17 protein-coding genes are annotated in these 25,995 nt (G+C 57.5%); 10 read left to right on the top strand and 7 right to left on the bottom strand.

Features of this window, described 5'->3' with window-relative positions; all coding sequences use genetic code 11:
• Positions 1-6 precede the first annotated feature (6 nt).
• The 6 genes from HUW35_RS01995 to HUW35_RS01970 form a co-directional block, all read right to left on the bottom strand.
• A complete protein-coding gene (locus tag HUW35_RS01995; RefSeq protein WP_181254040.1) occupies positions 7-2,982 on the bottom strand; it encodes a TonB-dependent siderophore receptor in 2,976 nt (991 codons plus the stop codon).
• A 367-nt stretch (positions 2,983-3,349) separates the two neighbouring features.
• Positions 3,350-6,181 carry a TonB-dependent siderophore receptor gene (locus tag HUW35_RS01990; RefSeq protein ID WP_181254039.1) on the bottom strand — a complete coding sequence of 944 codons (2,832 nt, stop codon included), beginning with the start codon at positions 6,179-6,181 and terminating at the stop codon, positions 3,350-3,352.
• 296 nt (positions 6,182-6,477) lie between these two features.
• The gene (locus HUW35_RS01985) at positions 6,478-9,255 is read right to left on the bottom strand and encodes a TonB-dependent siderophore receptor (protein ID WP_181254038.1); all 2,778 of its coding nucleotides are present in this window, start codon (positions 9,253-9,255) and stop codon (positions 6,478-6,480) included.
• Positions 9,256-9,702: 447 nt separating this feature from the next.
• Complete coding sequence (locus HUW35_RS01980) at positions 9,703-12,597, bottom strand: TonB-dependent receptor (RefSeq protein WP_255463421.1); 2,895 nt, start codon at positions 12,595-12,597, stop codon at positions 9,703-9,705.
• A 137-nt stretch (positions 12,598-12,734) separates the two neighbouring features.
• Positions 12,735-13,805: a FecR family protein gene (locus HUW35_RS01975; RefSeq protein ID WP_181254037.1), complete on the bottom strand. Its 1,071-nt coding sequence runs from the start codon at positions 13,803-13,805 to the stop codon at positions 12,735-12,737.
• Between the two features lie 490 nt (positions 13,806-14,295).
• Positions 14,296-14,823, bottom strand: a complete 528-nt coding sequence (locus tag HUW35_RS01970; protein WP_181254036.1) for an RNA polymerase sigma factor — start codon at positions 14,821-14,823, stop codon at positions 14,296-14,298.
• Positions 14,824-15,103: 280 nt separating this feature from the next.
• Here HUW35_RS01970 and dnaX point away from each other — a divergent pair, with 280 nt between their 5' ends.
• From dnaX to HUW35_RS01920, 10 genes are all read left to right on the top strand, one after another.
• Positions 15,104-17,380: a DNA polymerase III subunit gamma/tau gene (dnaX, locus tag HUW35_RS01965; protein WP_181254035.1), complete on the top strand. Its 2,277-nt coding sequence runs from the start codon at positions 15,104-15,106 to the stop codon at positions 17,378-17,380.
• 86 nt (positions 17,381-17,466) lie between these two features.
• Positions 17,467-17,814 carry a YbaB/EbfC family nucleoid-associated protein gene (locus HUW35_RS01960; protein WP_370464613.1) on the top strand — a complete coding sequence of 116 codons (348 nt, stop codon included), beginning with the start codon at positions 17,467-17,469 and terminating at the stop codon, positions 17,812-17,814.
• 78 nt (positions 17,815-17,892) lie between these two features.
• On the top strand, positions 17,893-18,510 hold the full coding sequence (gene recR / locus HUW35_RS01955) for a recombination mediator RecR (protein ID WP_181254033.1): 618 nt from the start codon (positions 17,893-17,895) through the stop codon (positions 18,508-18,510).
• A complete protein-coding gene (rnd, locus tag HUW35_RS01950) occupies positions 18,510-19,667 on the top strand; it encodes a ribonuclease D (protein ID WP_181254032.1) in 1,158 nt (385 codons plus the stop codon). Before recR ends, rnd begins: the two co-directional genes overlap by 1 nt.
• 19 nt (positions 19,668-19,686) lie before the next feature.
• The gene (locus HUW35_RS01945; protein ID WP_181254031.1) at positions 19,687-19,977 is read left to right on the top strand and encodes a YcgL domain-containing protein; all 291 of its coding nucleotides are present in this window, start codon (positions 19,687-19,689) and stop codon (positions 19,975-19,977) included.
• An 11-nt stretch (positions 19,978-19,988) separates the two neighbouring features.
• Complete coding sequence (locus HUW35_RS01940) at positions 19,989-20,441, top strand: YcgN family cysteine cluster protein (protein WP_219932632.1); 453 nt, start codon at positions 19,989-19,991, stop codon at positions 20,439-20,441.
• A 37-nt stretch (positions 20,442-20,478) separates the two neighbouring features.
• Positions 20,479-20,844, top strand: coding sequence for a hypothetical protein (locus HUW35_RS01935; RefSeq protein ID WP_181254030.1), 366 nt, complete (start codon positions 20,479-20,481; stop codon positions 20,842-20,844).
• A 293-nt stretch (positions 20,845-21,137) separates the two neighbouring features.
• Complete coding sequence (locus HUW35_RS01930; RefSeq protein WP_078084697.1) at positions 21,138-21,818, top strand: YEATS-associated helix-containing protein; 681 nt, start codon at positions 21,138-21,140, stop codon at positions 21,816-21,818.
• Positions 21,819-21,989: 171 nt separating this feature from the next.
• Positions 21,990-22,835 carry a MoxR family ATPase gene (locus HUW35_RS01925; RefSeq protein ID WP_181254029.1) on the top strand — a complete coding sequence of 282 codons (846 nt, stop codon included), beginning with the start codon at positions 21,990-21,992 and terminating at the stop codon, positions 22,833-22,835.
• A gap of 86 nt (positions 22,836-22,921) precedes the next feature.
• Entirely contained in the window at positions 22,922-24,103 is a 1,182-nt protein-coding gene (locus HUW35_RS01920; RefSeq protein WP_181254028.1) for a VWA domain-containing protein, read from the top strand.
• Positions 24,104-24,481: 378 nt separating this feature from the next.
• On the opposite strand, the gene HUW35_RS01915 is transcribed toward HUW35_RS01920, so the two are convergent.
• Positions 24,482-25,963, bottom strand: coding sequence for a peptide MFS transporter (locus HUW35_RS01915; protein WP_181254027.1), 1,482 nt, complete (start codon positions 25,961-25,963; stop codon positions 24,482-24,484).
• Between the last annotated feature and the right edge of the window lie 32 nt (positions 25,964-25,995).

The following is a 25,995-nucleotide window of genomic DNA, read 5'->3' as shown; positions in this document are numbered from 1 at the left end:
AAAGAATTAGAAGTCCGCGGTAATACCCAGGAAGGCGTACCGGCCCAGAGCGTCGTAGATGCCCGGGAAGGTGTTGCCGTTACCGTAGATGCTGGGGCCAGCGTCTGCAGTCAGCGGCGGCTCTTTGTCGAAGACATTGTTGATACCGCTGCGGATAGTGATGTTGTCACTAGCAGCCCAAGAGCCGGACAGATCGAAGTAGTTGAACGCATCGAAGTCTGCACCATTGGCTCCGAGGTCATCAACACCACCGATGTGACGCCATGCACCGGTCACATTCACGCTCCAGGGAGTAGTCCAGGTAGCGCGCAGAGTGCTTACGAATTCCGGAGTGGGAGTGCCACAGGAGCCGTTCCAAACGCCTACGCAGTCTTCAACCGGCTGACCAACGAACTCCTGCTGGTCCCACTTGGTGAGGTAGGTAGCGATCAGGTTCATGTCAACGCCGCCGAACTCGCCCACTTCAAAGCCGTAGTTGGCGTTGATGTCGACACCTTCGGTTTCGAAGAAGCCGATGTTGACGTCGGTAGCGGAGATAGCCGCACTGCCAATCCACAGGTTGCCGTTGCCACCACGGCTGATGGAATCACAGAACAGAGCATCGCCAGTTTCGAGACACTTGTTCAGGATGGTTTCCGGGCTAATACCTGCGATCGCTTCGGTCACCTGAATGTTGAAGTAGTCAACACTCATGCTCAGGCCGGAGATCATTTCCGGGGTGTAAACGAAACCGAAAGATACGGTTTCGGATTCTTCTGGAGACAGCTCCGGGTTACCACCGCCGATGTAGTTGTACTGACCAGCCGGGGAATCAATGCCGCCGCCGTAAGTGGCTGCAGTGATACCGGTGTTCTGACACTCTGCCAGGGTAGCGGTCGGGCCTACAACGTTGCCGTCGGCATCGGTGCGGGAGCCACAGGGATCGTAAGTCATGTCGAACAGGCCGATGGACTGTGCGCGGTACAGCTCACGAATGTTGGCGTGACGAGTAGCGGACTGGAAGCTCGCGCGAACGCGCAGGTCGTTCATCGGTTGCCAGTCTGCAGCCACCTTGTAGGTGTTGGTCTGCTCGTCGGTAGAGTAATCGGAATAGCGGTAAGCCAGTTCCAGGCCGAGGTATTCCATACCGGGCTTGCCGCTAACCAGCGGAATGCTCGTTTCGGTGAATACCTCTTTCACGGACAGCTTGCCGTCAACCGGCAGGGTCGGGCCGCCCTGACCTGCACCTTCACCGTTCTGGAAGCCAGAGTCCGGAGAGTAGTTCAGGGATTCACGACGGCTTTCCAGACCGGCGACAATGGCAACGCCGCTGTCAGCAGTCGGCAGCTTCACGCCGTAGTCGGTCAGGTCGCCAGTAACGTAACCGGAAACGATTTCCTGATCGGTAGTACCGCGAGCAAACAGCGGCAGAACCAGGTAATCGATAGCTTCCTGAGTTACGCCACCTTCCTGGAATACGTTCCAGGGCACACAGTTAGGATCGGAGCCGTCCAGAACGGACTGACACACCGGGTTGCCATCTTCGCCGGTACGAACATCCAGTGCACGCGCGATGCGGCTGGAAGACAGGTCGTTCAGGTAAGTCTGCTCGAGGCTAACTTCTGAGTACTGACCATATACATCGTAAGACCAGTTTTCGTTGATGTCACCGCGAATACCAAACACGCCGCGGAAAGTGGTGTGACGCATATCGTCCTGACGAGGACCGCCTTCGACGTTACGGCGGCCAATGTAGATAGCACCCGGGTTGGTGGTAACTTCGCCGGTGGTTGCGTCGGTGTTGGTAACAACCAGATCGCTAACGAACTGATCTTTACCCAGGCCGTAAACGCCACAGATGGCGTCGTACTGTTCGTCGGACAGGAAAGGGTTGCCACAGAACAGGTCGTTGGTTACGAAGAAAGCACCGGAGGGCGCGATCTGTGCAACGGTGCGGTCGTCTGCGTACATCAGCTGAGCGTAGGCAGTGGCGTTTTCATTGATGTCGTAGTGACCGAAAGCACCCATGGTCCAGCGCTCGTCCGGGCGCTGGAAGTAGTTCAGCGGACCGTAGTTGTACAGGTTGGCAAAGTCGGTGAAGCCATTGCCGTCTACGCTGTAGTCAAAGCTTTCGGTGGTATCACCGGAGTTTACGCCGAAGTCGGTGAAGCGACCCCAGGGTACAGTGGAGGAGCCACCACAGGAGAAGTTGTCGGGGCTACCGCCCAGTGCACAACCGGAGTAGTCGCGGTCTGCCTGCAGTACCGGGTCAATTTTGCGGTAGTTGGCATAAGCGGTTACGTTACCGCGGCCGCTATCCAGGTTGGCACCCATGATCATGGAGAAATCATTGGTTTCGCCGTCGGTTACGCTACCGTCAGCAACGTCAAAGCCTCTGGATTTAACCAGATCCTGCATAGCGCCGTTGTCGTTGTTGTGCTGGTAAACGCTGGTCTGGCTATCGAAACGAACGCCTTCGAAGTCGTCCATCATGATGAAGTTCACAACGCCAGCAATCGCGTCAGAACCGTAGGTAGCGGAAGAGCCACCAGTCAGAACTTCAACGCGCTCTACCAGGGCACCCGGGATCTGGTTAAGGTCAGCGCCAGAGCCGCCAGCCAGCGGAGAACCGGCAGGCATACGACGGCCGTCGATCAGCACCAGGGTGCGCTGGGAGCCGAGGCCACGCAGGGAAACGGTTGCGGTACCGGTGGAGCCGTTCGCTTGACCGGCGGTTTGGGTTGCAGCAACTTGCGGCAGGTCGTTGATCAGGTCTTCAACTCGGACCATACCGGTGGCTTTCAGGTCTTCTGCGTTTACAGAAGTTACCGGGCTTACACTGGTTTCGTTTGCGTCACGCTGGATACGAGAGCCTGTAACTACAACCTCTTCTACAGCGTCGGCGCCTTCTTGTGCAAAAGCCGGCATGGAGGGAACCAGAATCGCAACAGCAGTAAGGCCCAATGCGCCTTTTACTGCTGCAGACAGTAGGTTCTTTTTCATTTGAAGTCCTCTCTTGATCTTTGGAATCTTTTAAGTGTGTCGTTCAGATAAGTCTGGAGATGGTTACCCCAATAAACATCTCCGTGCCCAACAGGGGTTTAACGACCAATTCAAAAAGTTCCTCAATAAATTGGATAATGTTTATATTTTTTTGTGATCCAGTTCATTCTTTCGGCTTGCATTTATTCTTTAAGTGTATTTTGTGTTTTTGATGGCAATAATTATCTATATGTAATTTGTGACTTTTGTGTAGGAATTGGCAGGAATTTTTGAGGTGCTTGTTGGACCGAATGAAGATAGTTAAGTAGCGGGCATAAAAAAGGCGGCTCAAGGAGCCGCCTGAAAAGACCAAGATAATTTTTATAAATTAGAAAGTGAAGCGAACACCTACGTATGCGCTGCGGCCAATCGGGTTGTACACAGACGCGTTGGTGTCAGTACCGGTAGAGTTACCCGGAACACCAGACAGGATGATCGGTGCTTCTTCATCCAGCAAGTTGTTGATACCGAGGTTGGCACTCAGATTTTCGGTGAACTGGTAGTTCGCGAAAAGATCGTGAGTTACGTATTCGCCTACGGAGTAGTTAAAGTCCGGGCTGCTCAGGTCTGGAGATGCGTCGCTCAGGTACGCGGTTTCCCACTGAACTACCAGACGATCCATTGCGTAGTTGATGGTTGCCAGCCACTGGTTCTCGAAGTAACCCACTTCACCCACCAGCTCGTCAGCATCGCCGAACTTGCTCAGGGTGTAGTCCATCACGTGACCGTAGTTCAGTTTCACGTCCAGCTGACCCGGACCAACGTCGCGGCCCCAGCCCAGCTGTAGGTCGATACCTTCAGTGGTCAGGGTGCCTTCGTTGATGTAGCCGGAGTTAACTTCGGTGATCTCACCCTTCTGGAATGCAGGGCCGCTGCCGTCACGGACAATGAAGTCACAGAAATTGTTCGGGAAGCTGGTGGAGTTGTAGCAGAAATCCACAGAAGTCTGACGGCCGACAGTGTCGATCAGGTCTTCGATTTCAATGCTGTACCAATCCAGAGAGGTAGTGATGCTACCGAAGTTACCGAAATCGTGTTCGAAGATCGCACCGAAGGTGTAACTGTCGGAGGTCTCGGTGAACAGGTTTTCGTTACCTTTGCCGGTGAAGCCGCCAGTACCCTGAATTTCAGGCTGGGTCAGCTCGAAAACACCTTCAGCGGCAATACGGTCTGCAACTGCCGGGATGCTGCGGCAGTTATCGGCAACAACACCAGCGGTGGTAGCAGTTACGCCGTTACAGGGGTCGCTGACAGACGCGAAGTTCTCGCCGCCCGGAGAGTACAGTTCGCTGATGTTCGGCGCGCGTACTGCACGAGCGTACTGACCGCGAACACGCAGCTCATCGTTGATTACCCAGGATACGCGACCGGTGTATGCGTCGGTAGCGCCGATGGTGTCGTAGTCAGAGTAGCGGTAAGCCGCGCCAACACTCAGGGATTGGATCAGCGGCAGATCGGCCAGGACCGGCGCTTCCATCTCAACGTAAATTTCGTTGACGCTGTAGCTACCTTCGGTCGGCTCTTCCTTGTTACCAGCATTCTGGCCGGTACGGGTCAGGGCGTCCGGGAAGTCTGCGGCGTATTCGTCGCGGTATTCCCAACCGGTCGCCAGGCTCAGCGGGCCAGCCGGCAGGTCTACGACGGTACCGTTAACGTTGATACCGGCGATGGTTTGCTTGGTGCGCTGGTCACGAACGGATGGAGCAGAAACGTAGTCTGCAGCTTCCTGGGAGATGGCGCCTTTACCAAACAGGTTCAGCGGTGCACAACCTTCGGCAACAGCAGCTGCATCGGCACACACAATGTTGCCATTGGCATCTTCAACCGCGTTCAGAGCGTTGCGGAAGTTGGAGATGTTCAGCTGACCGGTGCCACGCTGGCTGTCCTGCATCTGACCCTGGCCCAGGAAGGTGTCCCAGTTCCAATCATTGTATTCGCCACGCAGGCCAACCAATGCACGGAAGGTTTGACGCTCGGCGAAAGAGCCGCGCTGATCCAGCTCGGTGGTACGACGTACAAACTGGATGTGGTCGTCACCAGCGGCTACGGCCAGGTCACGCAGCTCCTGCGGAACGTACGGGTTGTCGATGGAAACGCCGTCGATGTACAGGTCGTCAAATGCCAGCGGGTAGGGCTCGATCTCGGTCTGAGTCTCGGTGCGCGCAAAGGTGGTTTCCACGAATGCTTCGAGGTTGTCGCTCAGGTCGTAGTTCAGGTTGCTGCTGATCAGGAAGCGTTCGGTCGGTACAGAGTAGCGACGGAAGTGCTGACGGTTGAAGCCGTACTTGTCACCATCCCAATCTACAACTTCGCCCAGGTCATTGTCATAGACGTACTGGTCGCCAGTAGACGGAATACCGAAGCGGCCGTACTCGGAGTAAGAAGAGTAGAACGGTGCGGTGCTATCGGTAACGCTGCCGCCAAAGTAGATGGAGGACAGATCGTCGACAGCAGTGTTTTTACGATCGCGAGCCAGTACACCACCTTCATCGGTGTAGGTCATGGAGACAACGGCGTTACCTTTACCATCGTCAAAGTTGCCACCGGCGGTGAAATTGAAACGGTCGGTAGTGTCATCGCCGTACTCGAGGGTTTCACCGTGAGAAGAGGTGATGCTTACGCCTTCGAAGTCGTCTTTCAGGATGACGTTGATTACGCCCGCCAGGGCGTCGGAACCGTAGATGGCGGATGCGCCACCGGTGATCACTTCAACACGCTCGATCAGCTCGGTCGGGATGGTGTTCCAGTCAACTGCTGAAGAGCCCGCGACACCGGATACGTAGCGACGGCCGTTAACCAGCACCAGGGTGCGGTCTTCGCCGAGGTTGCGCAGCTCAACGGTATTGATACCGCCGCCGGAGGTCAGGAAGTTGGAGTTGTTACTGGACAGGCCAGAAACACCGGTAGCCGGCAGGGAGCGCAGAATTTCAGCGCTGTTCAGTTCGCCGGAATATTCAATGGATGCAGAGTCAACAGTGGTGATTGCTGTCGGGCTATCCAGGTTGGCGCGAACAATGCGCGAGCCGGTAACAACAACTTCTTCCACCAGTGCTACATCTTCCGCGTCCTGTGCATAAGCGGACATGGAGGGAACCATAATCGCAGCAGCGGTGAGGCCCAGAGCCCCTTTTACGGCTGCAGACAGAAGGTTCTTTTTCATTGGAAATCCTCTCTTGAGATCGTTGGATTTATATGGTTTGCCATCGAGTGGCGATGTATAGAAATGGCTGCCCCCAAGCGGCCATTTCTGTCCCAACGTGTAGATAACGGATCAAGTGACCAATCCCTCCAGAAAAAATCACATTTTTTTCTTAAAAGGTGTAATGACAGGTACGTCCGCACCAATTACGTGCGGATCGGTTGAAATTTGAGCTGTTTGGGGCTGGTGTGGTGGAAAAGTAGCCAGAATAAAAAAGCCCCGCCAGATTGGCGGGGCTTGGAGAGGATTTCTGCTGATTAGAACTGCAGGGTGACCGTACCGTAGAAGAAGCGGCCGACGGTATCGTAGCTTCTCATCAGGGTGTTCATGTCATCGTTGTTGGTGACGTAGGGCGGCTGCTGGTTCCATACGTTGCGGATACCACCGGTCAGCTTGAGGTTTTCCCAGCGGAAGTAGTTGAAGTTCACATCCTGGTACCAGGTCGTATCGATTCTGGTTGCCAGATCGGCGGGGGATGGGTCGAAGTCATCTACTGCGCCGAGCATACGCACGGTGGTGAAGGCGCTCCAGCAATCGTACTCATAGCCCAGGGTGCCGTAGAACTTCCACTCGGGGAAGGCAACGATCGCGGTGGTAACCGGGTCTGCGCCGAAGTAGCCCGCCAGATCAATGGTCGGGTCTTCGGAGCTGCCGCGGTATTTCCACTCGTGAAGATAGGTGGCTGAGAGATTGACACTGAAGACGCCGGGTCCTGCATCGACGCTGTAGTCGAAACCGAGGTCCACACCAGAGGTCTCAAAGGTTGCGACGTTCTGGCTGTTCAGCAGCTGGCCTGCGATGGTCAGGTCGGATGCGCGGCGCGTGGGTGCGTCGGGAGACGGGCTGGTTCCCACAGACGGCGCACCGGTGATCAGGCTACACAGCGGCGAGCTGAAGTTAGGGCTTTCATAACATCCTTTAACGATGGTGTTGGTGGTAAGGGTACCAATCGCGTCATCGATGTTGATGTTGAAATAGTCCACCGTGAAGCCCATGTCATCGGTCCAGGACGGTGTCCAAACCATGCCGAGGGTCCAGCTTTCGGATTTCTCTGCTTTGAGGTCCGGGTTGCCGCCGAAAAGGCCGGTCGCCTGAGTGGAGGCAATGGTGGTACCGGGCGCAATGCCGTCCGCCTGACAGTTGGCGATGACATTGGGATTGTCGCCAGCGCCATACTCGTTACAGGGGTCAGCATAAGTCTCGGCGGAGACGGTCGGCGTCAGGAACAGGTCGTCCAGACCGGGTGCACGGAAGCCTTCAGAGTAGGTGCCGCGGAAGCGGAGCTCATCTAAAGGTGCATATTCCGCCACGAAGCCGAAAGTGGTGTCATCACCGATGGTGCTGTAATCCGAATAGCGGAAAGAGGCTTCGAAGGCCAGTACCTGCGCCCAGGGACGTCCTTCCAGCACGGGTACCCGGACCTCGCCGTAGAACTCGTCCACGCTGTAGTTACCGCCCCAGGCATCGCCATTCACGAAGTAGATCTGGCCGATTTCTGCCGCGCCGTCGGGAACGATCTCGGTGCGTTCCGCGCGGTTTTCATAACCGATTGCCCATGCCGGAGCTTCGCCGGTCAGGGCCCAGTCGCCAAAGTCACCCACCAGGTTGGCCTGGAAGCTGCGCAGGGACGAGCGCTCGATCGGTGAGTTGGTAACCAGCGCGTAGTTCTGCATCTCTGGCGTCAGGGTGCCGGAGGCAAAGGGGTTCCATGCGGGAACGCCAGTTGCGCCTACCGCATCCGCACACTCGGGATCGTTAGCACAGGCAACGGGGTCGAGCAGGTTCTCGAAGCGGACGGTGTTACCGCGGCCGCGGTCGATCTGGGAGTCCACCCAGCGGGAATAGTTGTAGGACAGGTCCCAGGTCCACTCGTTACAGAATTCACCGTCGAGCCCTACAACACCGCGCCAGGTATTCAGGTCCTGGGTGAAAGCTCGCCCGCCGGTTTCTTCCAGGCGTCGACCGATATTGACCGGCTCATTCAGCGGATTGTAGGGGTTGGTTACCGGTACTACCGGACCCCAGAAAGTGCCCTCTGCAGCCATCAACTGATCGGAGCGGCGGTTGACGAAAGACAGCTCAGAGAAGGCGTTGACGGTAGTCACATCCTTCCAGTCGTACAACTGGTAGGTGCCGTAGCCATACATGGACGCAACTTCTTGCGGCGTAACCAGGTAGCTGGCCAGAGCAAAGTTGTAGGCGTCGGTCGCCGCATTGAACGGGCGCACGTTCCCTGTGACCGGGTCGACAATCAGCTGGTCTGAGCTGGATGCAGGGGAGAAGCGAGCAGGAGTTGTGGTGGCACTACCGCCACAAACCACGTTGCCGCCAATTTCCCGCAGGGGGCATGCGGAAAAGTTGCGCTCGCCTTGGCCGATTTCATCGCGCTTGGTGTACTGCGCATTCAGCATCACATGGCCTTTGTCATTGCCCGTACCAAAGGTCATTGCCGCCAGATACTCGTCACCATCACCATGGGTAGAACTGCCGTAGCTCGCGGTCAGTTCCGCGCCTTCAAACCCTTTCTTGGTAATGATGTTGATAACACCGGCAATGGCGTCAGAGCCGTAAATGGTCGACGCGCCATCGCGCAGGATTTCCACGCGCTCGATAATTGATGTGGGAATGGTATTCAGGTCAACCACACCGGTCGCACCGCCGGATGAACTGAGGCGGCGACCGTTCATCAGAATGAGTGTGCGCGATGAGCCGAGGCCGCGCAGAGATACGGTGGCGAGACCGGCACTGCCGTTGTTGACGGAAGAGCCCAACTGGCCACCGGTCATGGAGGGAACATCCTGCAGGAAGTCCTCCAGGGTTGTCTGGCCTGATTGTTCCAATTGTGCTGCGTCAAAGACGCTGATCGGGGTGGCGCTATTGGCATCCGTCGCACGTTGAATGCGAGAACCGGTTACAACAATTTCCTCAACCTGCGCCTGTGCATCCTGAGCAATAGAAACGGTAGAAAAGCTGGATGTAACGGCGGCAGCTGCGATCGCGCCCTTGATTGCCCGAGAAAGACGGGTTTTGTCCATGGTATACCTCTCCTGATACCGGTGATGTTCGCCGAATTTGGCCGCGCCCTCTCTGACAACTGCATACATCTATCAACAAAGGCTTGCTATCAACCCTAGAACAATTTTTCTTCGTTCAAGTCATTTTGTGAATGAATTTGCGCCTTTGGTTCGCTTGTGCCAAATGCGACGTCAAAAATGGAGGGAAAGGCGAACAGCATGTGCGCTGCTTTTATTGCGGGGCGATCATTGGACGACAATGTGCATGTCGCCGGGGATTTCATTTCTGTGCGTCTTCGTTGCTGCACAAAGAAATAAAGCGCGCTGCGGAAGCGCAACAGGGTATCTGCCCTAAACAAGGGAGATAAAGTGTCCCCGCTTTACACGAAACGGGAGATCAGGAAACAGGATAGAGGGAAAAACTGAAAGATGTGAAATCAGTTGGCAGAGGTTGCTTCACTTGTTGCTTTACATATTGAAGCTGAAAGTGGTGTACCAGTAGCGGCCGCTCAGGTCGTAGGTGCGGGCATCGAAATTATCATTGAATGCCGACGCTGCAAACGGTGGTGCCTCGTCGAGAAAATTATCGACGCCGATGGCGAAACGGAATCCAGTGGGCACATCGTATGCCACCTGCACATCGTGGGTTGACCAGCTGTCGATGTCGCGGGTGACGGACTGATTGTTGAGCGTGAAGTTTTCTCGCAAGCTGCTCACGTAGTGAATGGTATATCCACCTTCCCAGCGTCCGCGCCGCCAGTAAACCCCGGTGTTCGCTTTCCACTGGGGCAGTGAGCCAGCGCCGCCACTGGCGGAGTCAGCGAAGGTGCCTGCGAGGTCTTCAATGGGGCTGCCGGGCGCCAGCTGGTTCAGGTAGCTATCCATATGGCTACTGTTCATCGACCAGCGAATGAGTCCAAGTGCCTCAGATTGATACTGGTAGCGCATGCTTGTGTCGATCCCGCGCACTTCCCGGGCGCCGATATTCAGGCGGGTGGCGACAATGCGGGTGATGTCTCCCTGCGCATCGCGCTGCACGCGATCAAGGAACAGCCCGCTCATGGCGTTCTGGTTGATCAGGTACTGGGGATTGGTGTCGATCACATCGTTCTGGCGGATGTCGAACAGATCCAGGCTGGCCTGGAACCCGGTAAAGTCGCCGGGTGTCCACACCAGGCCGATTGATCGGTTGTCGGAGGTTTCGGGCTGTAGGTCCGGGTTGCCGCCAAATTCTGTCAGGTACTGGATGCGCGCCTGATCTGCGCGGCCGTTACAGCCGGGTAGAGTGTCTGCGTTGCTGTTGGTGCAGGGATCAAAAAGAAATTCCTGGCTCTGGCTTCCTTTTTGGTTCATATCCACCAGGGTCGGAGCCTTGAAGCCGGTGGCGTAACTGGTACGCACCAGCAGGGCAGGCCAGGGACGCCAGCGCAGCGCCAGTTTGGGATTCGCGGTATTGCCAAAGTCGCTGTAATCGGAATAGCGAATTGCGCCGTCGAGCCATAAGGTGTTTTCCCTCAGCGGTATCGAAATTTCCGCAAAGGCCTCGCCGATCATGCGCTCGCCTTGCGCAGAGCCGGATGCAACCCCGCCGATCAGGGAAAGCCCATCAGCATCGGTTGATGTAAAGTCGATTGCCTCGCGACGTAACTCGACGCCCGCTGCGGCGAGAATATCTCCGGCGGCATACCTGCCCACCGGACCGTCGGCGACATACGTGAGAGAGTTCATGCGTGTGGCACCGTTGACACGGTTTACCGCGCGAATGAAATCCAGCTGCTCACGATCAATGCTCCCAGGGGTTCCCAGCAGATCGACCGCGACACAATCGGTATCCCCGTTACAGGAATCCGGTCCTTTCAAGCCTGTGGATAGCTTGTTGGGATCAATCAGGTTGTTGAAAGCTTCTTTCGCTCGGGTGTAGTGGAAGGCAGCGGTCAGCTCCCACTGCCATTCTTCGATCTGCCCTTTTAGGCCGGTATTTAGACGCCAGGTATCGGTCCCGTTGTGCTGGATCCTTGGTCCGAGCTCCAGTACACGTTTGCGTACGTCGGTGATCTCTTCACCGAACGGATTGTAGATGTTGTCCGCAGCGATACTCAGGTCACCGTTGTCGAAGCGGGTAAATACCGGCGTCGGCGCCATGGTGTTTTCCGAGCGAGTGCGTATCGCCATGAGTTCCGCAAAGGCTTCCGCCGCATCGCTCAGGCTGTGATTGGCTGCAATGTATACGGACTGTCTTTCCGATGGCACCAATGCCGAGGTGTGTTCGCGAAAGTTGTACAGGTCTTCCGGGGTCCAGGTCTGGTATCCATCGGCGGTACTTGTCAGCACGCCATCGGACAGGCCGATGTAGCCTTGGGGCGAGGCTGAAGACCTCAGGTCGGTGCCGCCGCGGGGCCGGTTATCTGCAGAGGCAGATAGGGCGCGGTCGCGGCTCAAGATTTCCCCCTGGCGATAATCCGCCAGGCTGAACATCAAGTGGCTGTGCTCGTTACCCGCGCCCCAGGTCAGGCTAAAGGAGTGAGTCTCCTGATCGCCACGCTCGGCCTGGCCGTAGTAACTATTGGCAGACAGCCCGTCAAAGTCCCGGCGCAGAATGATATTGACCACGCCGGCGATCGCGTCCGATCCGTACACCGCCGAGGCGCCATCTTTCAGTACTTCAATACGGTCCACGGCAGACAGGGGAATGGTGTTCAGGTCCGCGGCTTCGCCCCCGAAGCCGTTATTCACGATACGGCGGCCGTTAATCAGCACCAGGGTGTTGCTCGCGGGTAGTCCGCGCAGGGTGACAGTGGCGGTACCGTTGCCACCGTTAGTTACCGAGGTGCTGGTGGAGTTACCTGAAACCGCGGGCAGGAATTTGAGTAGCTCGGATATTGTCTGCGCACCGGTAATCTCAAGTTCCGGCTGCGCCAGAACATCGATCGGCGCATAGCTGTCCAGCTTCAGATGGCGCAAGTGGCTGCCTGTGAGATTCTGGCCGGTTACGGTCACTTCTTCGGCGGGCAGTAAAGGGGGTTCTGAAGTGTCCTGCTCAGGTCCTTCACCGCGGGCGACAATGGCAATGGCATTGGTGCCGGCATGGGTGAATGTCAGTGGGGTCTTGTCTAGTAGTTTGTGGAGTGCCGGAGCAATGCTGCCGTCGGGCGTTTCCAGATCCTGCCCTGGCACATATACAGCGGAAGCATTGGCGGCGTGTACCACCAGGGAGACACGGCATTCGCGGCCGAGGGTAATCAAAGCGCGGGAAAGGGGCCCGGCCGGCAGTGTTACCCCGGATTTCGGGCAGGCGGCCGCAGCACTCTCCGAGAGTGCAAACAGTCCAGTCAGTGACAGTGCTGCCCAGTGCCGGAAGTTCAAAGACCTTTTATCCCACCCACATGTCCGGCACGATCGGTGACCGGAATTTGCAGATTATTTCTGGTTAGTAGTGCGGTGACGGTGATCGCTTAGCTTTTGGCTAAAAAAAGAACGATCACCAAGGCGGGATTTATATCTTAGTTGGGCTTGGCTGACAAGAGAGTCAGGTTCGGATCGCTTTGATCCTGCGCCAAATCCAGGGCGGTGACGATGGCTGCGAGGGTGGTTTCCGGATCGGTCAGCTCGAATGTGCCGGACAGAGGCTTATCGCTGACGGCGACAGAGGCTGCAGCCGGAACCTTGAGATAACGATTGAGTTCTTCCAGGGCTTCGCTGAGCGGGGTCTCGTCGAACACCAGCTGACCGCGGGTCCAGTCCAGGGCTTCTTCGGCGGAAGTGCGGCCGACATCGGATAGCCCGCTGTTGGAGACGCTCACTTTCTGGTTGCGGACCAGTTTGACAGATTCTGGCTGCAGGCCGCTATCGGCGCGCGCTTCGCTGACCGCTACAACACCGCCGGTGACGGATACTCGGGTGTTTTCCGGGTTGCGCTCCACATTGAACTGGGTGCCCAGTACGCGAATGTTGGCGCTACCCGCCGCTACCGTGAACGGGCGGGAGGTCTGGCGGGCTACATCGAAGAAGGCTTCGCCGCGCAGCAGCTGGGTGCGGCGCTCATCCCGGCTGAAATTGACGATCAGCTCGGAATTGGTATTCAGTTTGACTTCGGAGCCGTCGGGCAGGGCGACGGTGCGGGTTTCACCCACGGCGGTGGTGTACATCTGCTGCTGTACCGGCGCCTGTTGCAACCATTGGTTGCCGATCCACAGGGCAATGCCGAGGCAGGCGGCAACGGCACTGCCGCCCATCAGCCACTGTGGCAGGTTCCAGCCAGTGGTGCCGGTGTTTGCTGAGCGTGCCTTAGTGGTGCTCGCTTGCGCGGGCTCAACGCCGCTGCGATGTTCGGCGCTGGGTACGCTCTCGGGGTAGAGTTCATCCAGGGGGAGGTAAGACAAGGCGCCCAAGTCGCCCCAGAGCTCGGACATTTCGTCGAAAGCCTGGCGATTGGCAGAAGATTCGGTCATCCATGCGGCAAAAGCGCGGCGGTCAGCGGAGCTGAACGTGTCGGAACGCAGGCGCGCGATCCAGGCACATGCCTGGTCAAGCCTGTCTTCCGCTGCTGCTTCTTGTACTTCCTGAGGGTTCACCGCACTAATACCTTGTTTTCCAATAACTGATCGAGCTGTGTGTCAGAGTTGTCATTCGGATAGTAAATGCCTCGTGGCACTAACCATCCTCGTTTTTTGCCCGATCGCACCAATATGGTGCTACTTTGTGGCGTTCAAAACAACATCCCTGGTTTTGTTGTGCAATATTTGCGATAAATCGCTGCAAAATTTAGCACATATTCCCTGCGGAGTCCGTATTTTCTTGTTTGGATACCGCTGTTCATTAGTAAGACGAATGATCGTCCACCCCCCTCAAACAAATTTAAAAATTTCTGCTGCACGGCGGTGCGTTCCCGGTGTTGGGTGCGCCATGGTTGTTCAGTGGCGCAAAAACCTAAGCAGCGGCTGCCGCACAGCGGGGAGTAAAGTCGTAGTTGGAAGCATGACGGGGCGGGGGTGGATTGCCGGTCAATATACTCCCGCCAGTCTGTGCCCGACTTCGGGCCTTATATATAGAAGGGAGTATGGACTATAAGTTTCCGACTTTTTTCCGGCAGACTTTCAGGGCCTGCAGAATGTACTTCTCCACGCTGCTGACCGAGATGTTCATCTCCCGGGAAATTTCGGAGTAGGACAGGCCGCGACTGCGATGCAGTAGGAATGCCTGACGACACTTGAGAGGCAGGCTGTCCATGGCGTCGTGAATGGCTTGCAACTGTTGCCGGGCAGCGAGAACCCGCTCCGGTGATTGGTGAAACGCGTGATCGTCGTCGGTGGCTGTGGCGCCTTCTGCCGGCAGCTGCTGGTTGACGTATTCAATATGCAGTTTGCCGCGGCGCAGCTGATCGACCGCCAGGTTGTTGGCGATCTGGAACAGATAGGCACGGGGGTTCTCGAGGTCTTTCTCGTCACTGAGCTTCTGCAGCCGCAGGTAGGCGTGCTGGGCGATGTCTTCGGCGTCTTCGGTGCTGCGCACGATGCGGGTGACAAACCGCACCAGTGACTGGCCGTGATCGGCAAACAGCTTCTCCAGAAGTGTCTTCCGGGCTTTATTCATTAGTCAGCGGAATCCCCGTACAGCGCTCGTTGCATGTGTTGTGTTTGTTATAAGGCGGGTGCCGACAAGTTATAACACAGCTGAATAGCAATCGACGAGTGGTCGTTTTGACACGATGGAATGACCAAATTGGCCTGGCCCGACGGAAACCGTCGTGGTGCGGCCGTAGCTGGCGGGTGTCTATTCCTGCGCGTTGATGCCGGTATAATGGCCCACTTTGCGGATGCCGGTGCCGGCATCCAACCTACACAACCATGGCATCGAAAGGTGCGGAGAGCGAATGAGTTATCAAGTACTGGCGCGTAAATGGCGGCCGCGACTGTTCCGGGAGATGGTGGGCCAGGAGCATGTGCTTCAAGCCCTGATCAACGCCCTGGATAACAATCGCCTGCACCACGCCTACCTGTTTGCCGGTACCCGGGGGGTGGGCAAGACCACCATTGCGCGGATCCTGGCCAAGTGCCTGAACTGTGAAACTGGCGTCAGCTCCGAGCCCTGCGGGCAGTGCTCGGTGTGTACCGAGATTGCCGAAGGTCGTTTTGTTGACCTGATTGAAGTGGATGCGGCCTCCCGTACCAAGGTCGAGGACACCCGTGAACTGCTGGAAAATGTACAGTACGCACCGACGAGAGGGCGCTACAAGGTGTACCTCATCGACGAGGTGCACATGCTCTCCAACAGCTCCTTCAACGCCTTGTTGAAAACCCTCGAAGAGCCGCCGCCCCACGTCAAGTTTCTGCTGGCCACTACCGATCCGCAGAAATTGCCAGTGACGGTGCTGTCCCGTTGCCTGCAGTTCAACCTGAAGAACATGAGCCCGGAGCGCGTGGTGGAACACCTGCGCTTTGTTCTGGAAAAAGAGCTGGTGCCGTTCGAAGAGCGCGCGCTCTGGCATCTGGGCCGCGCCGCGGATGGCAGTATGCGCGACGCCATGAGCCTGACCGACCAGGCCATTGCCTTTGGCGGCGGCAAGATCAGCGAGGCGGAAGTGCGCGCCATGCTGGGTACGCTCGACAGTACCCTGGTGTGGAAGCTGGTCCGTGCCCTGGCGGAAGAGAACCCTGGGGCACTGTTTGCTGCGGTTGAAGAGCTTTCCCAGCAGGCACCGGATTACAGTGCCGCGCTGGCGGAGTTGGCGGCCATCCTGCACCGGATCGCCATCGCCCAGGTTTTGCCGGAGGCCATCGACAATGCCCTCGGGGATGCGGAGATGCTGCGCCATCACGCCGCCTCTATGGCCGGCGAAAACGTACAGCTGTTCTACCAAATGGCGTTGCTGGCGCGGCGCGATCTGCCGCTGGCGCCGGATCCCCGTGGCGGCTTTGAAATGGCGCTGCTGCGGATGCTCGCGTTCAAGCCCCAGGGAGTTGCACATATCCCCACTGCAAGCCTCGCCGGGGCCAATCAGGCGGCGGTACCGGCTGCGGGCCAAGCTTCTGCACCGCCAGCAGCGGCCCCAGTAGCTGCGCCTTCCCCGCAAGAGACCACCCAGCCGGCAGTTTCTGCACCCGAGCCCGCAGCTGCGGTATCGCAAGCGGCTCCGGCAAGTGAGCCGGTAGCTGCGGACGATGCGCCGCCGTGGTCGGAAGATCCGGCGCCGCAAGTGTCGGCTCAACCTCCTGAGCAGGCTGCCCCCGCACAGGAGCCTCAGCAGGAAGCCCCGGAAAAAAAGTTCCACGCTGAATCGGAGCCACAGCATGCTGTGGCAGAGTCCGCAATGCGGGGTGAGGAGCCATCGGCCCAGGTGGTGGAGCCATCAGCCCCGGTAATGGAGCCTTCAGCGCAGCTAGCGGAGCCTTCAGCTCCCGCAGAGCCCCCCTCTGATCAGGTCGAGGTCGAGCAGCCGGCAGTGCCGGTTGAGTCGTCTTCAATTGAGGTACAACAGCCGACCGCAAATAGTTTTGCTGCCGAAGCGCCACAAGCCGCACCCGTTCAGGACTATGCGGCTGACGCGGCTCCTGCCGAGCCCGCGTCGCACCAGCCTTCCCAGAATACGGGGGGCACGGCTAGCGACGAGCGCGCGGCAATGCGCGAGCAATTGCGTCAGCAGGTAGCGCAGGTTGAGTCAGCGCCGGTAAGCGCGTTTGAGGCCGAGCCTACCCCTCGGGCGGTGGAGGCACCGCAACCGGTGGTTGAGGCGGCGGCACCGGTGCCTGCGGCGCGCCTGGATGCGTTGTCACCCGGCAGCTGGCCGGCGATGTATCCACAGGTCGGCGTGACCGGTATCCTGCACTCCATTGCTTCGAACCTGGAGTTACTGGGACGGCAGGACAATATACTGTCTTTTACCCTCGACCAGTCCTCCAGCAGCCTGTACGACGAGGGCCACCAGCGACGCCTGGCGGATGTGCTGGGAGATTTCTTCGGCCAGCCGGTTATCGTGCATATCCAGGTGGGAGAAGTGCACGGTGGTACGCCCGCGCGTCTGATCGCCGCCACCCGGGAAGCGCAGCTGTTGTCCGCGCGCGATGCGCTGAACAGGGATCCTCTGGTGCAGGAGCTGCAGTCCGAACTGGGCGCGCAGCTGGTGCCGGAGTCAGTGGAATACCGGGGATAGCCGGCGGAATATCCAGAGTGAGATGCGCGGGGCGCATCCACTGAAGAAACCAGATTTAACGCATTGATTGAACGGTGAACTCCATGATGAAAGGTATGGGCGATTTAATGCAGCAGGCCCAGAAAATGCAGGCCGACATGCAGGAACGCATGGAAAAAATGCAGCAAGAACTGACCGAGCTGCGGGTAACCGGTGAATCCGGTGCGGGCATGATCAAGGTCACCATGAATGGCCGCCACGATGTGGTGGATGTGAACATCGACCAGAGCCTGCTCGGCGAAGACAAGGAAATGCTGGAAGACCTGCTCGCCGCCGCGGTCAACGATACGGTACGCCGGGTGGAAGAGGCCGCGCAAAAGCTGCAGAAAGAGCAGATGGGCGGCCTCGCAGCAGGCATGAACCTGCCCGAAGGGTTCAAGTTTCCTTTCGGTTGATAAACTGCCAGCCCTTTAATTTTACGGGGCCCGGAACGGGCCCTTTTTCATTTTCTGAAATCGTCGAACACACACTATATGTTCAGCCCCCTGATTGAAGACCTGATTCGCGCGTTGCGCTGCCTGCCCGGTGTCGGCCCCAAGTCCGCCCAGCGCATGGCCATGTACCTGCTGGAAAAAGACCGCGATGCCGCTGGCCTGCTGGCCAGCTCGTTGCAGCAGGCGGTGGAAAAGGTCGGCCGCTGCAGCCGCTGCCGCACGCTGACCGAGCAGGAAATCTGCGCGCTGTGCAATAACACCCGCCGCGATCACTCGCTGTTGTGCGTGGTGGAAACGCCGGCCGATGTGCTCGCTATCGAACAGGCGGGCAACTATCACGGTCTCTATTTCGTGCTGCACGGCCATCTCTCACCAATCGATGGCGTGGGCCCCGCGGATATCGGGCTGGATGTGCTGGGAGAGCGTCTCGGCGAGCGTCAGGGTGGCGAGCAGGAACGCAGCGCCATCAATGAGCTGATCATTGCCACCAACCCCACCGTTGAGGGCGAGGCCACCGCTCAGTTTATTGCCGAGCGCGCACGCGCCAAGGGTGTTGCGGTCAGCCGTATTGCCCACGGGGTGCCCATTGGCGGTGAGCTGGAATATATCGACGGCGGCACCCTCGCGCACGCCTTCAACAGTCGTACGGTGCTGTAATGGTAGAGCAGAACAAGAATCCGCAGGTGCAGGACAAAAACCTGGTCGACACTACCCCGGTGTGGATCGATGGTGCGGCTGAGCTGGCTGAACTCTGCGAGCGCTTGCGCACCCAGGGTGCAGTGGCACTGGATACGGAGTTTATGCGCAGCCGGACTTTCTACCCACTGCCCGCGTTGGTGCAGCTGGGGGATGGCAAACGCTGCTACCTGATCGACAACCTGGCGATTGAAGATCTTGGGCCACTGCGAGCCTTGCTGGTAGATACCCGCGTGGTGAAAATCATGCACAGCTGCAGCGAGGACCTGGAAACCCTGGACCGCCTGCTGGGCGTCATTCCAGAACCGATCTTTGATACCCAGATCGCCGCGGCCATCAGTGGTATGCGCTCGGGATTGGGCTATGCCGCCACCGTAAGCGCCTTGCTGCAAATCGATCTGCCGAAAAGCGAGACCCGCTCCGACTGGCTGCAGCGACCGCTCAGTGAATCCCAGAAAAACTATGCGGCGCTGGACGTGGCCTGGTTGCCACTGGTGTACGCCCTGTTGCTAAAAAAGCTGCGCGAGCAGGATCGTCTGGAGTGGTTGCGGGAAGACTGTAAGGCGTTGGTCGAGGCTGCCCGCAATCCGGAACCCTTTGATCAGTACTACCGCAAGGTGAAAGGGGCCTGGCGCCTTAACTCGGACCAGCTCGCAGTACTGCAGGACCTGTGTGCCTGGCGCGAGCGCGAAGCCCGTGTGCGCAATATGCCACGCAACCATCTGTTGAAAGAAAATGTCTGCCTCAGCCTTGCCCAGGCCATGCCCAAATATCTCGCCACACTGGCACAGCCAGGACTGGAAGGGAAAACCCTGCGCAAGTACGGCGAAACCTTGCTGGAGATCATTACCGCAGCGGGCGAGCGGGAAGACAAACCGCCGCGTCTGCCGCAACCGCTCAATCGCGCAGAGGGCGAGGTTCTTAAATCTTTGCGCGAGGAGGTGAACAGGTTGGCGGAAGTTGCCGATTTGCCGCCGGAAATCCTGGTGCGGAAAAAAGAGCTGGAAGCCCTGGTGCAGTCAGACGCCCCCGATCTGGAAGGCCGGCTGTGCGGCTGGCGTCGCCAGGTGGTGGGCGAGCCACTAATCAAAGCACTGAACACCCTGAATAAAGCCTGATGGCCCCGAGTGATACCCCATGAAAGTCCTGTGTGATATTTACCGCAGTCCGCGAGAGCAAGAGATGTACCTGTACGTGGAAAAGCGCGAGGGCCTGGCCCGGGTACCGGAAAAATTGCAGGAACTGTTCGGCAAGCCGGTGCATGTCACCACCATGCTGTTGACCGCCGAGCGCAAACTCGCTCGTGCGGATGTGGAAAAGGTCATGCACGCGGTGCAGGATCAGGGCTACTATCTGCAAATGCCGCCGGTGTCCGACGATGAAATGCGGGCAATTGCCGCGCAGAACAGCAAGTTGCCCCGCGGCTGAGTCGCCATTCAATGGTTAGCCAACGGCCTTTCTGGCAGCGTAAAACCCTTGCGGAAATGACCGAGGCGGAGTGGGAATCCCTCTGTGATGGCTGTGGTCGCTGTTGTCTGCATCGCCTGGAAGACGAGGACACCGGTGAGGTCCATACCACCTGTGTTTCCTGCAAACTGCTGGATACGCACAGCTGCCAATGCGGTGACTATCCGCATCGCAAACAGAAGGTGCCAGACTGCATTCAGCTGACACCGGAAGATGCCGCGGGGTTTACCTGGCTACCGCGCACCTGTGCCTACCGTATTCTGGCGGAGGGAAGGCAGTTGCCCGCCTGGCATCCACTGGTGTCCGGCGACCCGGATTCGGTGCACAAGGCCGGTATCTCTGTGCAGGACAAGGTAATCAGCGAAACGGAAGTACAGCCGGATGATTTTGAGGATCACATTGTCATCTGGGTGGGCGACGAATAAACACACTCGATAACAGTAAAACGAAAGCGAAGTAAAAATGGCAGAAGAATTCAAATTAGCCTGGGCAGTATATGTCGGCGGCGTGGTGGTCCTGCTGGCCGCAGGCTTTTGGTTTATGCGCAATTGGAGCTGGACGTGGGTGCGCAACCTGCTGCTGTTGGAAGCCGCTACAGTGTTGCTGGTTCCGGCTCGCGGCACCTCACCGGAGGGTCCGTTGACACCGATACTGCCACTGTTTGTGTATCAAACCGTATTTGAGGAAGAGGGCGCCACTCCGGAAGTGGCGGCCAGTCTGGTCTTCGCGGCTGGCGGAGCGCTGGCGGTCATGTTAATCGTGGGGATCATTACCCTGATTGTGCGCCGCCGAAAAGATCGCCCCATGACCGAGAGTGACCAGTTCTAAGGGTTCATACCCGTGATGCCGCGCCAGTAACCAGCTCCGGTGGTAACTGGCGCTCATTTCCTTTCCTGCCGCCTTCTGCGGCCGCGTGTTTTCCCGCAAACTGCTATATCTAATAGAGCTCGCAACAATCCTCTCCAATTCTGGGCCCCCGGATTGTGCGGCACTGAATGGCTCGGGCCTGGACCTGAAGCCATGCAACCGGCCGGGAAGCCGTAAGAACAATGGACAAAACACATAAGTGCCTGCGAAGTGCCTGAAGTGGCGTTTACTGTGCATGGGATAAAGGGACAGGGATGCTCGATCACCTGCTAATACTGACCGCCGTCATGCTGGTCTCCGGTATCCTCGGTGGCCTGGTCAACTACTACCAGATGCTGTTTACCGAGGAAGATCCCGCTGGTCTGGCGCGCTGCCTGATTATGGGGTTGTGCGGTGCCCTGATGGTCCCCATTTTCCTCAAATTCACCCAGAGCGACTTACTGATCGAAATTCAGGGCGATCCTTCGCGTCTTCTGATTTTCACCGGCTATTGCCTGCTCGCCGCCATCGCTTCTCGCATGTTTGTGTTCAATGCAGCCCGCCGCCAGCTGCGGGATGCCAGCATCGCCCGCGCTCGGGTAGAGAACCTGGAGCAGGAAATCCGTGCCATGCAGCTGGAAATGATGCCGCTGCTGGAGCACGAAATTGAAGGGGATCCCGACCAGGGACCAACCCTCGATTTCAACCAGATTCGCAAGCTGGATGACAACGCCCTGCATGTGTTGAGTCTGCTCAACAATGGCGATTGTGTGTTCCGCTCCCTCGCCGGCATGGTGCAGGAAGGCAATATGGAGACCAATTCCGTGGCCCGTGCCCTGAACAGTCTGCTGGTGCTGGAGATGGTGGGGAAAATCCACAGTCATCTGGGAATCCGCTGGTATATCACCGACAAGGGGCGTCAGGTTGTGCGCCGCCGTCGCGCACAGGTGGCCTGATCGTCACGCGCACCCTCTTGCTTGGCTGTTCGTGACTGCCTGTCCAATATTGGTCGCATTTTATCCGGATGCGGCCGCTGCCGTCATTTAATCTGACCGAATCTGCCTTTGGGGCCAACTTGCCGATCCTTTACCATGAGTGCTTTTCGAGCACAGGAATTCGGAGCGGCCATGAAATTCACCGGAACCGACAGTTACGTTGCCACGGACGATCTGCAAATGGCGGTGGACGCGGCAGTCACTCTGCAGCGCCCGCTGTTGATCAAGGGGGAGCCGGGCACCGGCAAAACTCTGCTGGCGGAAGAGGTGGCCAGCAGCCTCGGGCTGAAGCTGATCCAGTGGCATATCAAGTCCACCACCAAGGCCCAGCAGGGGCTGTACGAATACGATGCGGTATCGCGTCTGCGGGATTCCCAGCTGGGGGTGGACCGGGTCCACGATATCGGAAACTACATCAAGAAAGGCAAGCTGTGGGAGGCCTTTGAGGCCGACGAGCGGGTAGTGCTGCTGATTGATGAGATCGACAAGGCGGATATCGAATTCCCCAACGACCTGCTGGTGGAAATCGACCGTATGCAGTTTTATGTATACGAAACCGGTGAAACCATCACCGCCAAACAGCGCCCGATTGTGATCATTACCTCGAATAATGAAAAAGAGCTGCCGGATGCGTTTCTGCGTCGCTGCTTTTTCCATTACATCAGTTTCCCGGACCGCGCGACCATGCAAAAAATTGTGGATGTGCACTATCCGGATATCAAAAATACACTGGTGGCCGAGGCGATGGATATTTTCTTCCAGATTCGCGACGTGCCGGGCCTGAAGAAGAAACCCTCTACTTCTGAGTTGATCGATTGGTTGAAGCTGCTGATGGCGGACGATATTTCCGAGGAAGTATTGAAGAACCGCGATACGACTTCCGCAATTCCACCGCTGTACGGCGCACTGCTGAAAAACGAGCAGGACGTACACATGCTTGAGCGTCTGGCGTTTATGGCCCGGCGGGAAAATCGCTGACTTAGTGGATCTGATGGCGGCGTTGCCACCCGGTATCTCCGCCTTCGCCCTAACCGCAACATTCTTTTCGAAATTTCGGGGCAACTATGCTCATCGGATTTTTCCTGAATCTCCGTCGTTACGATCTCCCGGTATCCATCACCGAGCTGCTCTCGTTGCTGGAAGCCCTGCAGCAGCGGCTGGTCTATGCCAACCTGGACGATTTTTACTTTCTTGCCCGCACTTGCATGGTGAAAGACGAGAAGCACTTCGATAAATTCGACCGCGCCTTCGCCGCTTATTTTAAAGACCTGGAATCCCTGGACGATATCCTCGAGCAGGTGATTCCGGAGGACTGGCTGCGCGCGGAGTTTATGAAGCAGCTGAGCGAGGAGGAGAAGGCAAAAATCCAGTCCATGGGTGGACTGGAGAAGATGCTGGAGGAGTTTAAGAAACGTCTCGAAGAACAGAAGAAAAAGCACAGCGGCGGCAACAAGTGGATAGGTACCGGCGGTACCAGCCCGTTCGGCAACAGCGGCTATCACCCGGGTGGCATCCGGGTGGGGGGGCAGAGTCGCAACAAGTCCGCGTCCAAGGTGTGGGAGAAGCGCCAGTTCCGCAACCTGGATGACAGCATCAGCCTAGGCACCCGCAATATCCAGGTTGCCCTGCGCAAGCTGCGCAAGTTCGCCCGCTCCGGTGCGGCGGAAGAGCTGGATCTGGATAACACGATTAAATCCACCGCGCGCAACGCCGGTCTGCTGGACATCAAGATGGTGCCCGAGCGTCACAATGCGGTGAAGGTGCTGATTTTCTTCGATGTCGGCGGCTCCATGGACCCGTACGTCAAACAGTGTGAGGAACTCTTCTCCGCATGCCGCAGTGAGTTCAAGCATCTGGAGTATTTTTATTTCCACAATTTTGTGTACGAACATGTGTGGAAAGACAACCAGCGCCGCTACTCGGAATCCACGCCACTGGTGGAGGTGTTGCGTACCTATGGCAAGGATTACAAGGTGATTTTCGTTGGCGATGCATCCATGGCGCCTTATGAAATCACCAGCCGCTTTGGCAGTGTTGAACACATGAATGAAGAGCCGGGGGCGGCCTGGATGCAGCGCGTCACCAATACCTACGAAAAACTGGTGTGGCTCAATCCCACTTCCGAGGAGTATTGGCAGTACACATCCAGTATCAGCATGACCCAGCGACTCGTGGGTGGGCATATGTATCCGATGACAATTGAGGGGTTGGATCGGGCGATTGCCTACCTTGTAAAGGGACGTTGAGGTTTCTTTCCGATTATGTGAGCTGCAAATTCCTACGGTGGCGACGAAGTGCCGGATGCGGGTTTTCAGGACCGCTGTAAACCCATCCCTGGGAGCTGCGGCGCAAACATCCTGTTTGCGACGCTCCTGAAAACCCGCATCCGGCACTTCGCCTTCGCATTTGAGTAATCACTTCGAATTTGTAAATTGGCGAACTCTAATCAAGGTGTCTCTGTTTAGGAGTAAGGTCAGGTGGCGGGTGGAGGTTTTCAGGAGCGTCGGCGACAGGGACGTCGCCGACGCAGCGTACAGGGATGTATTTACAGCGGTCCTGAAAACCTCCACCCGATGCCTGACCGCCACAAATATTGTTCAGGGCACGCTGATCGAGGGTAGTGGTTACTCCCCAAACTTCCGCTGAGGTGCCACATCGTGGTCGGCGGTGATGCCGATTTCTTCCTTGGTGGTGTCTTTCACCACGGTATGTTCTTCCTCGGCACCGTGCATCCAGTCCACCAGTTTCTCGCGGATAAAGAACAGGATAAGCCCGGCAGTAATCGCTGCAATCGCCACGCCGCCAAAGGTCGCTATCGGACCGGACTCGCCCACCAGCTTACCAATCTCCGCCGCGCCTTTATTGGCAATACCGATAAACGCAAACCACAGCCCCATCATCAGCGACAGATAGCGCAGCGGAGCGAGTTTCGTCACCATCGACAACCCGATCGGTGACAGGCACAACTCACCAATCGTGTGGAAGATATACGCCACCACCAGCCACCAGGGGCTCGCTTTGGCAGTCTCTGAATCCCCGATCTGCATCGCCGCACCCACCATGGATACGAACCCCAGGCCAAGGAAAATCAGGCCCAGGCTGAATTTTCCCGGGGAGGTCGGTTCGCGCGAACCCAGCCCCACCCAGATACTCGCCACAACCGGCGCGAGGATGATGATGAACAGCGGGTTGACCATCTGCAGCCAGCTGGCCGGAATCTCAAACCCGAAAATGTGCAGGTCCGTGTTGTACTTGGCGAACAGGTTCATGGAGCCCGCCGCCTGCTCAAAGCCCGCCCAGAAAATCACCGTAAACAGACCCAGGATCAGGATCACCTTGATACGGTCGCGTTCCTCTGGCGTCAGCGGGCGTTTCTTGTCATCACTGTGCAGGTTCGGTTTCAGCCCCAGTTTTGCTGAAGGTTGGTTGCCGATCTCGCCGAGCAGCTTGTCCGACTTAGTGGCCTGCAGAATCAGGCCGAGCAACATACCCAGGCCCGCGACAAAAAAGGCCAGCTGGTAATCCACCTTCTCGCCGATCCAGCCGATCACCAGATAGCCGAGAATCGAACCCAGGTTGATCCCCATATAGAAAATGGTGAACGCTGTATCCCGGCGCTTGTCGCCCTCGTCGTACAGGTCGCCCACCATGGTGGAGATGTTTGGTTTGAAAAAGCCATTGCCGATGATCATCAAAGCCAGGCCAAGCCAGAGCCCGTAAATCTCCGTGCCGTCCGGCAGCCACTTGTGCGGGAAACCGAGGGCGAACTGCCCCAGCATCATCAGTACCCCGCCGAACATGATGCAGCGCCGCTGGCCCCATTTGTTGTCTGCCATCCAGCCGCCGATGATCGGTGTCAGGTACACCAGCATGGCGTAGGTGCCCAGGTAGCTCAGCGCCTTGGACTGCAGCTCGGTATCCGAAAGCGCGTCCCAGCCGAATGCGGCGGCAGCAGCGGCAGAGGTGAGGTAAAACACAAAGATGCCGCGCATACCGTAGTAGCTGAGGCGCTCCCACATCTCGGTACCGAACAGCAGGAACAGCCCCTTCGGGTGTCCCATCATCTCGCCGGCCGTAGCCGGGGGTCTTGGCTTGAGATCTTGCATTTGCGCTCCTTACCTCTTCGCGCTGGCGGCAA

The sequence above is a fragment of the Microbulbifer sp. YPW1 genome (assembly GCF_013367775.1).
Lineage (GTDB): Bacteria > Pseudomonadota > Gammaproteobacteria > Pseudomonadales > Cellvibrionaceae > Microbulbifer.
The sequence above is the reverse complement of the archived record's forward strand: the minus strand, read 5'-3'. Positions and strand labels throughout refer to the sequence as shown.

Excerpts from the sequence above, each read along its gene's own strand:
- HUW35_RS01995 (WP_181254040.1), bottom strand. The coding sequence starts at position 2,982 with ATGAAAAAGAACCTACTGTCTGCAGCAGTAAAAGGCGCATTGGGCCTT.
- HUW35_RS01990 (WP_181254039.1), bottom strand. The coding sequence starts at position 6,181 with ATGAAAAAGAACCTTCTGTCTGCAGCCGTAAAAGGGGCTCTGGGCCTC.
- HUW35_RS01985 (WP_181254038.1), bottom strand. The coding sequence starts at position 9,255 with ATGGACAAAACCCGTCTTTCTCGGGCAATCAAGGGCGCGATCGCAGCT.
- HUW35_RS01970 (WP_181254036.1), bottom strand. The coding sequence starts at position 14,823 with ATGAATAAAGCCCGGAAGACACTTCTGGAGAAGCTGTTTGCCGATCAC.
- dnaX (WP_181254035.1), top strand. The coding sequence starts at position 15,104 with ATGAGTTATCAAGTACTGGCGCGTAAATGGCGGCCGCGACTGTTCCGG.
- HUW35_RS01960 (WP_370464613.1), top strand. The coding sequence starts at position 17,467 with ATGAAAGGTATGGGCGATTTAATGCAGCAGGCCCAGAAAATGCAGGCC.
- recR (WP_181254033.1), top strand. The coding sequence starts at position 17,893 with ATGTTCAGCCCCCTGATTGAAGACCTGATTCGCGCGTTGCGCTGCCTG.
- rnd (WP_181254032.1), top strand. The coding sequence starts at position 18,510 with ATGGTAGAGCAGAACAAGAATCCGCAGGTGCAGGACAAAAACCTGGTC.
- HUW35_RS01945 (WP_181254031.1), top strand. The coding sequence starts at position 19,687 with ATGAAAGTCCTGTGTGATATTTACCGCAGTCCGCGAGAGCAAGAGATG.
- HUW35_RS01940 (WP_219932632.1), top strand. The coding sequence starts at position 19,989 with ATGGTTAGCCAACGGCCTTTCTGGCAGCGTAAAACCCTTGCGGAAATG.
- HUW35_RS01935 (WP_181254030.1), top strand. The coding sequence starts at position 20,479 with ATGGCAGAAGAATTCAAATTAGCCTGGGCAGTATATGTCGGCGGCGTG.
- HUW35_RS01930 (WP_078084697.1), top strand. The coding sequence starts at position 21,138 with ATGCTCGATCACCTGCTAATACTGACCGCCGTCATGCTGGTCTCCGGT.
- HUW35_RS01925 (WP_181254029.1), top strand. The coding sequence starts at position 21,990 with ATGAAATTCACCGGAACCGACAGTTACGTTGCCACGGACGATCTGCAA.
- HUW35_RS01920 (WP_181254028.1), top strand. The coding sequence starts at position 22,922 with ATGCTCATCGGATTTTTCCTGAATCTCCGTCGTTACGATCTCCCGGTA.
- HUW35_RS01915 (WP_181254027.1), bottom strand. The coding sequence starts at position 25,963 with ATGCAAGATCTCAAGCCAAGACCCCCGGCTACGGCCGGCGAGATGATG.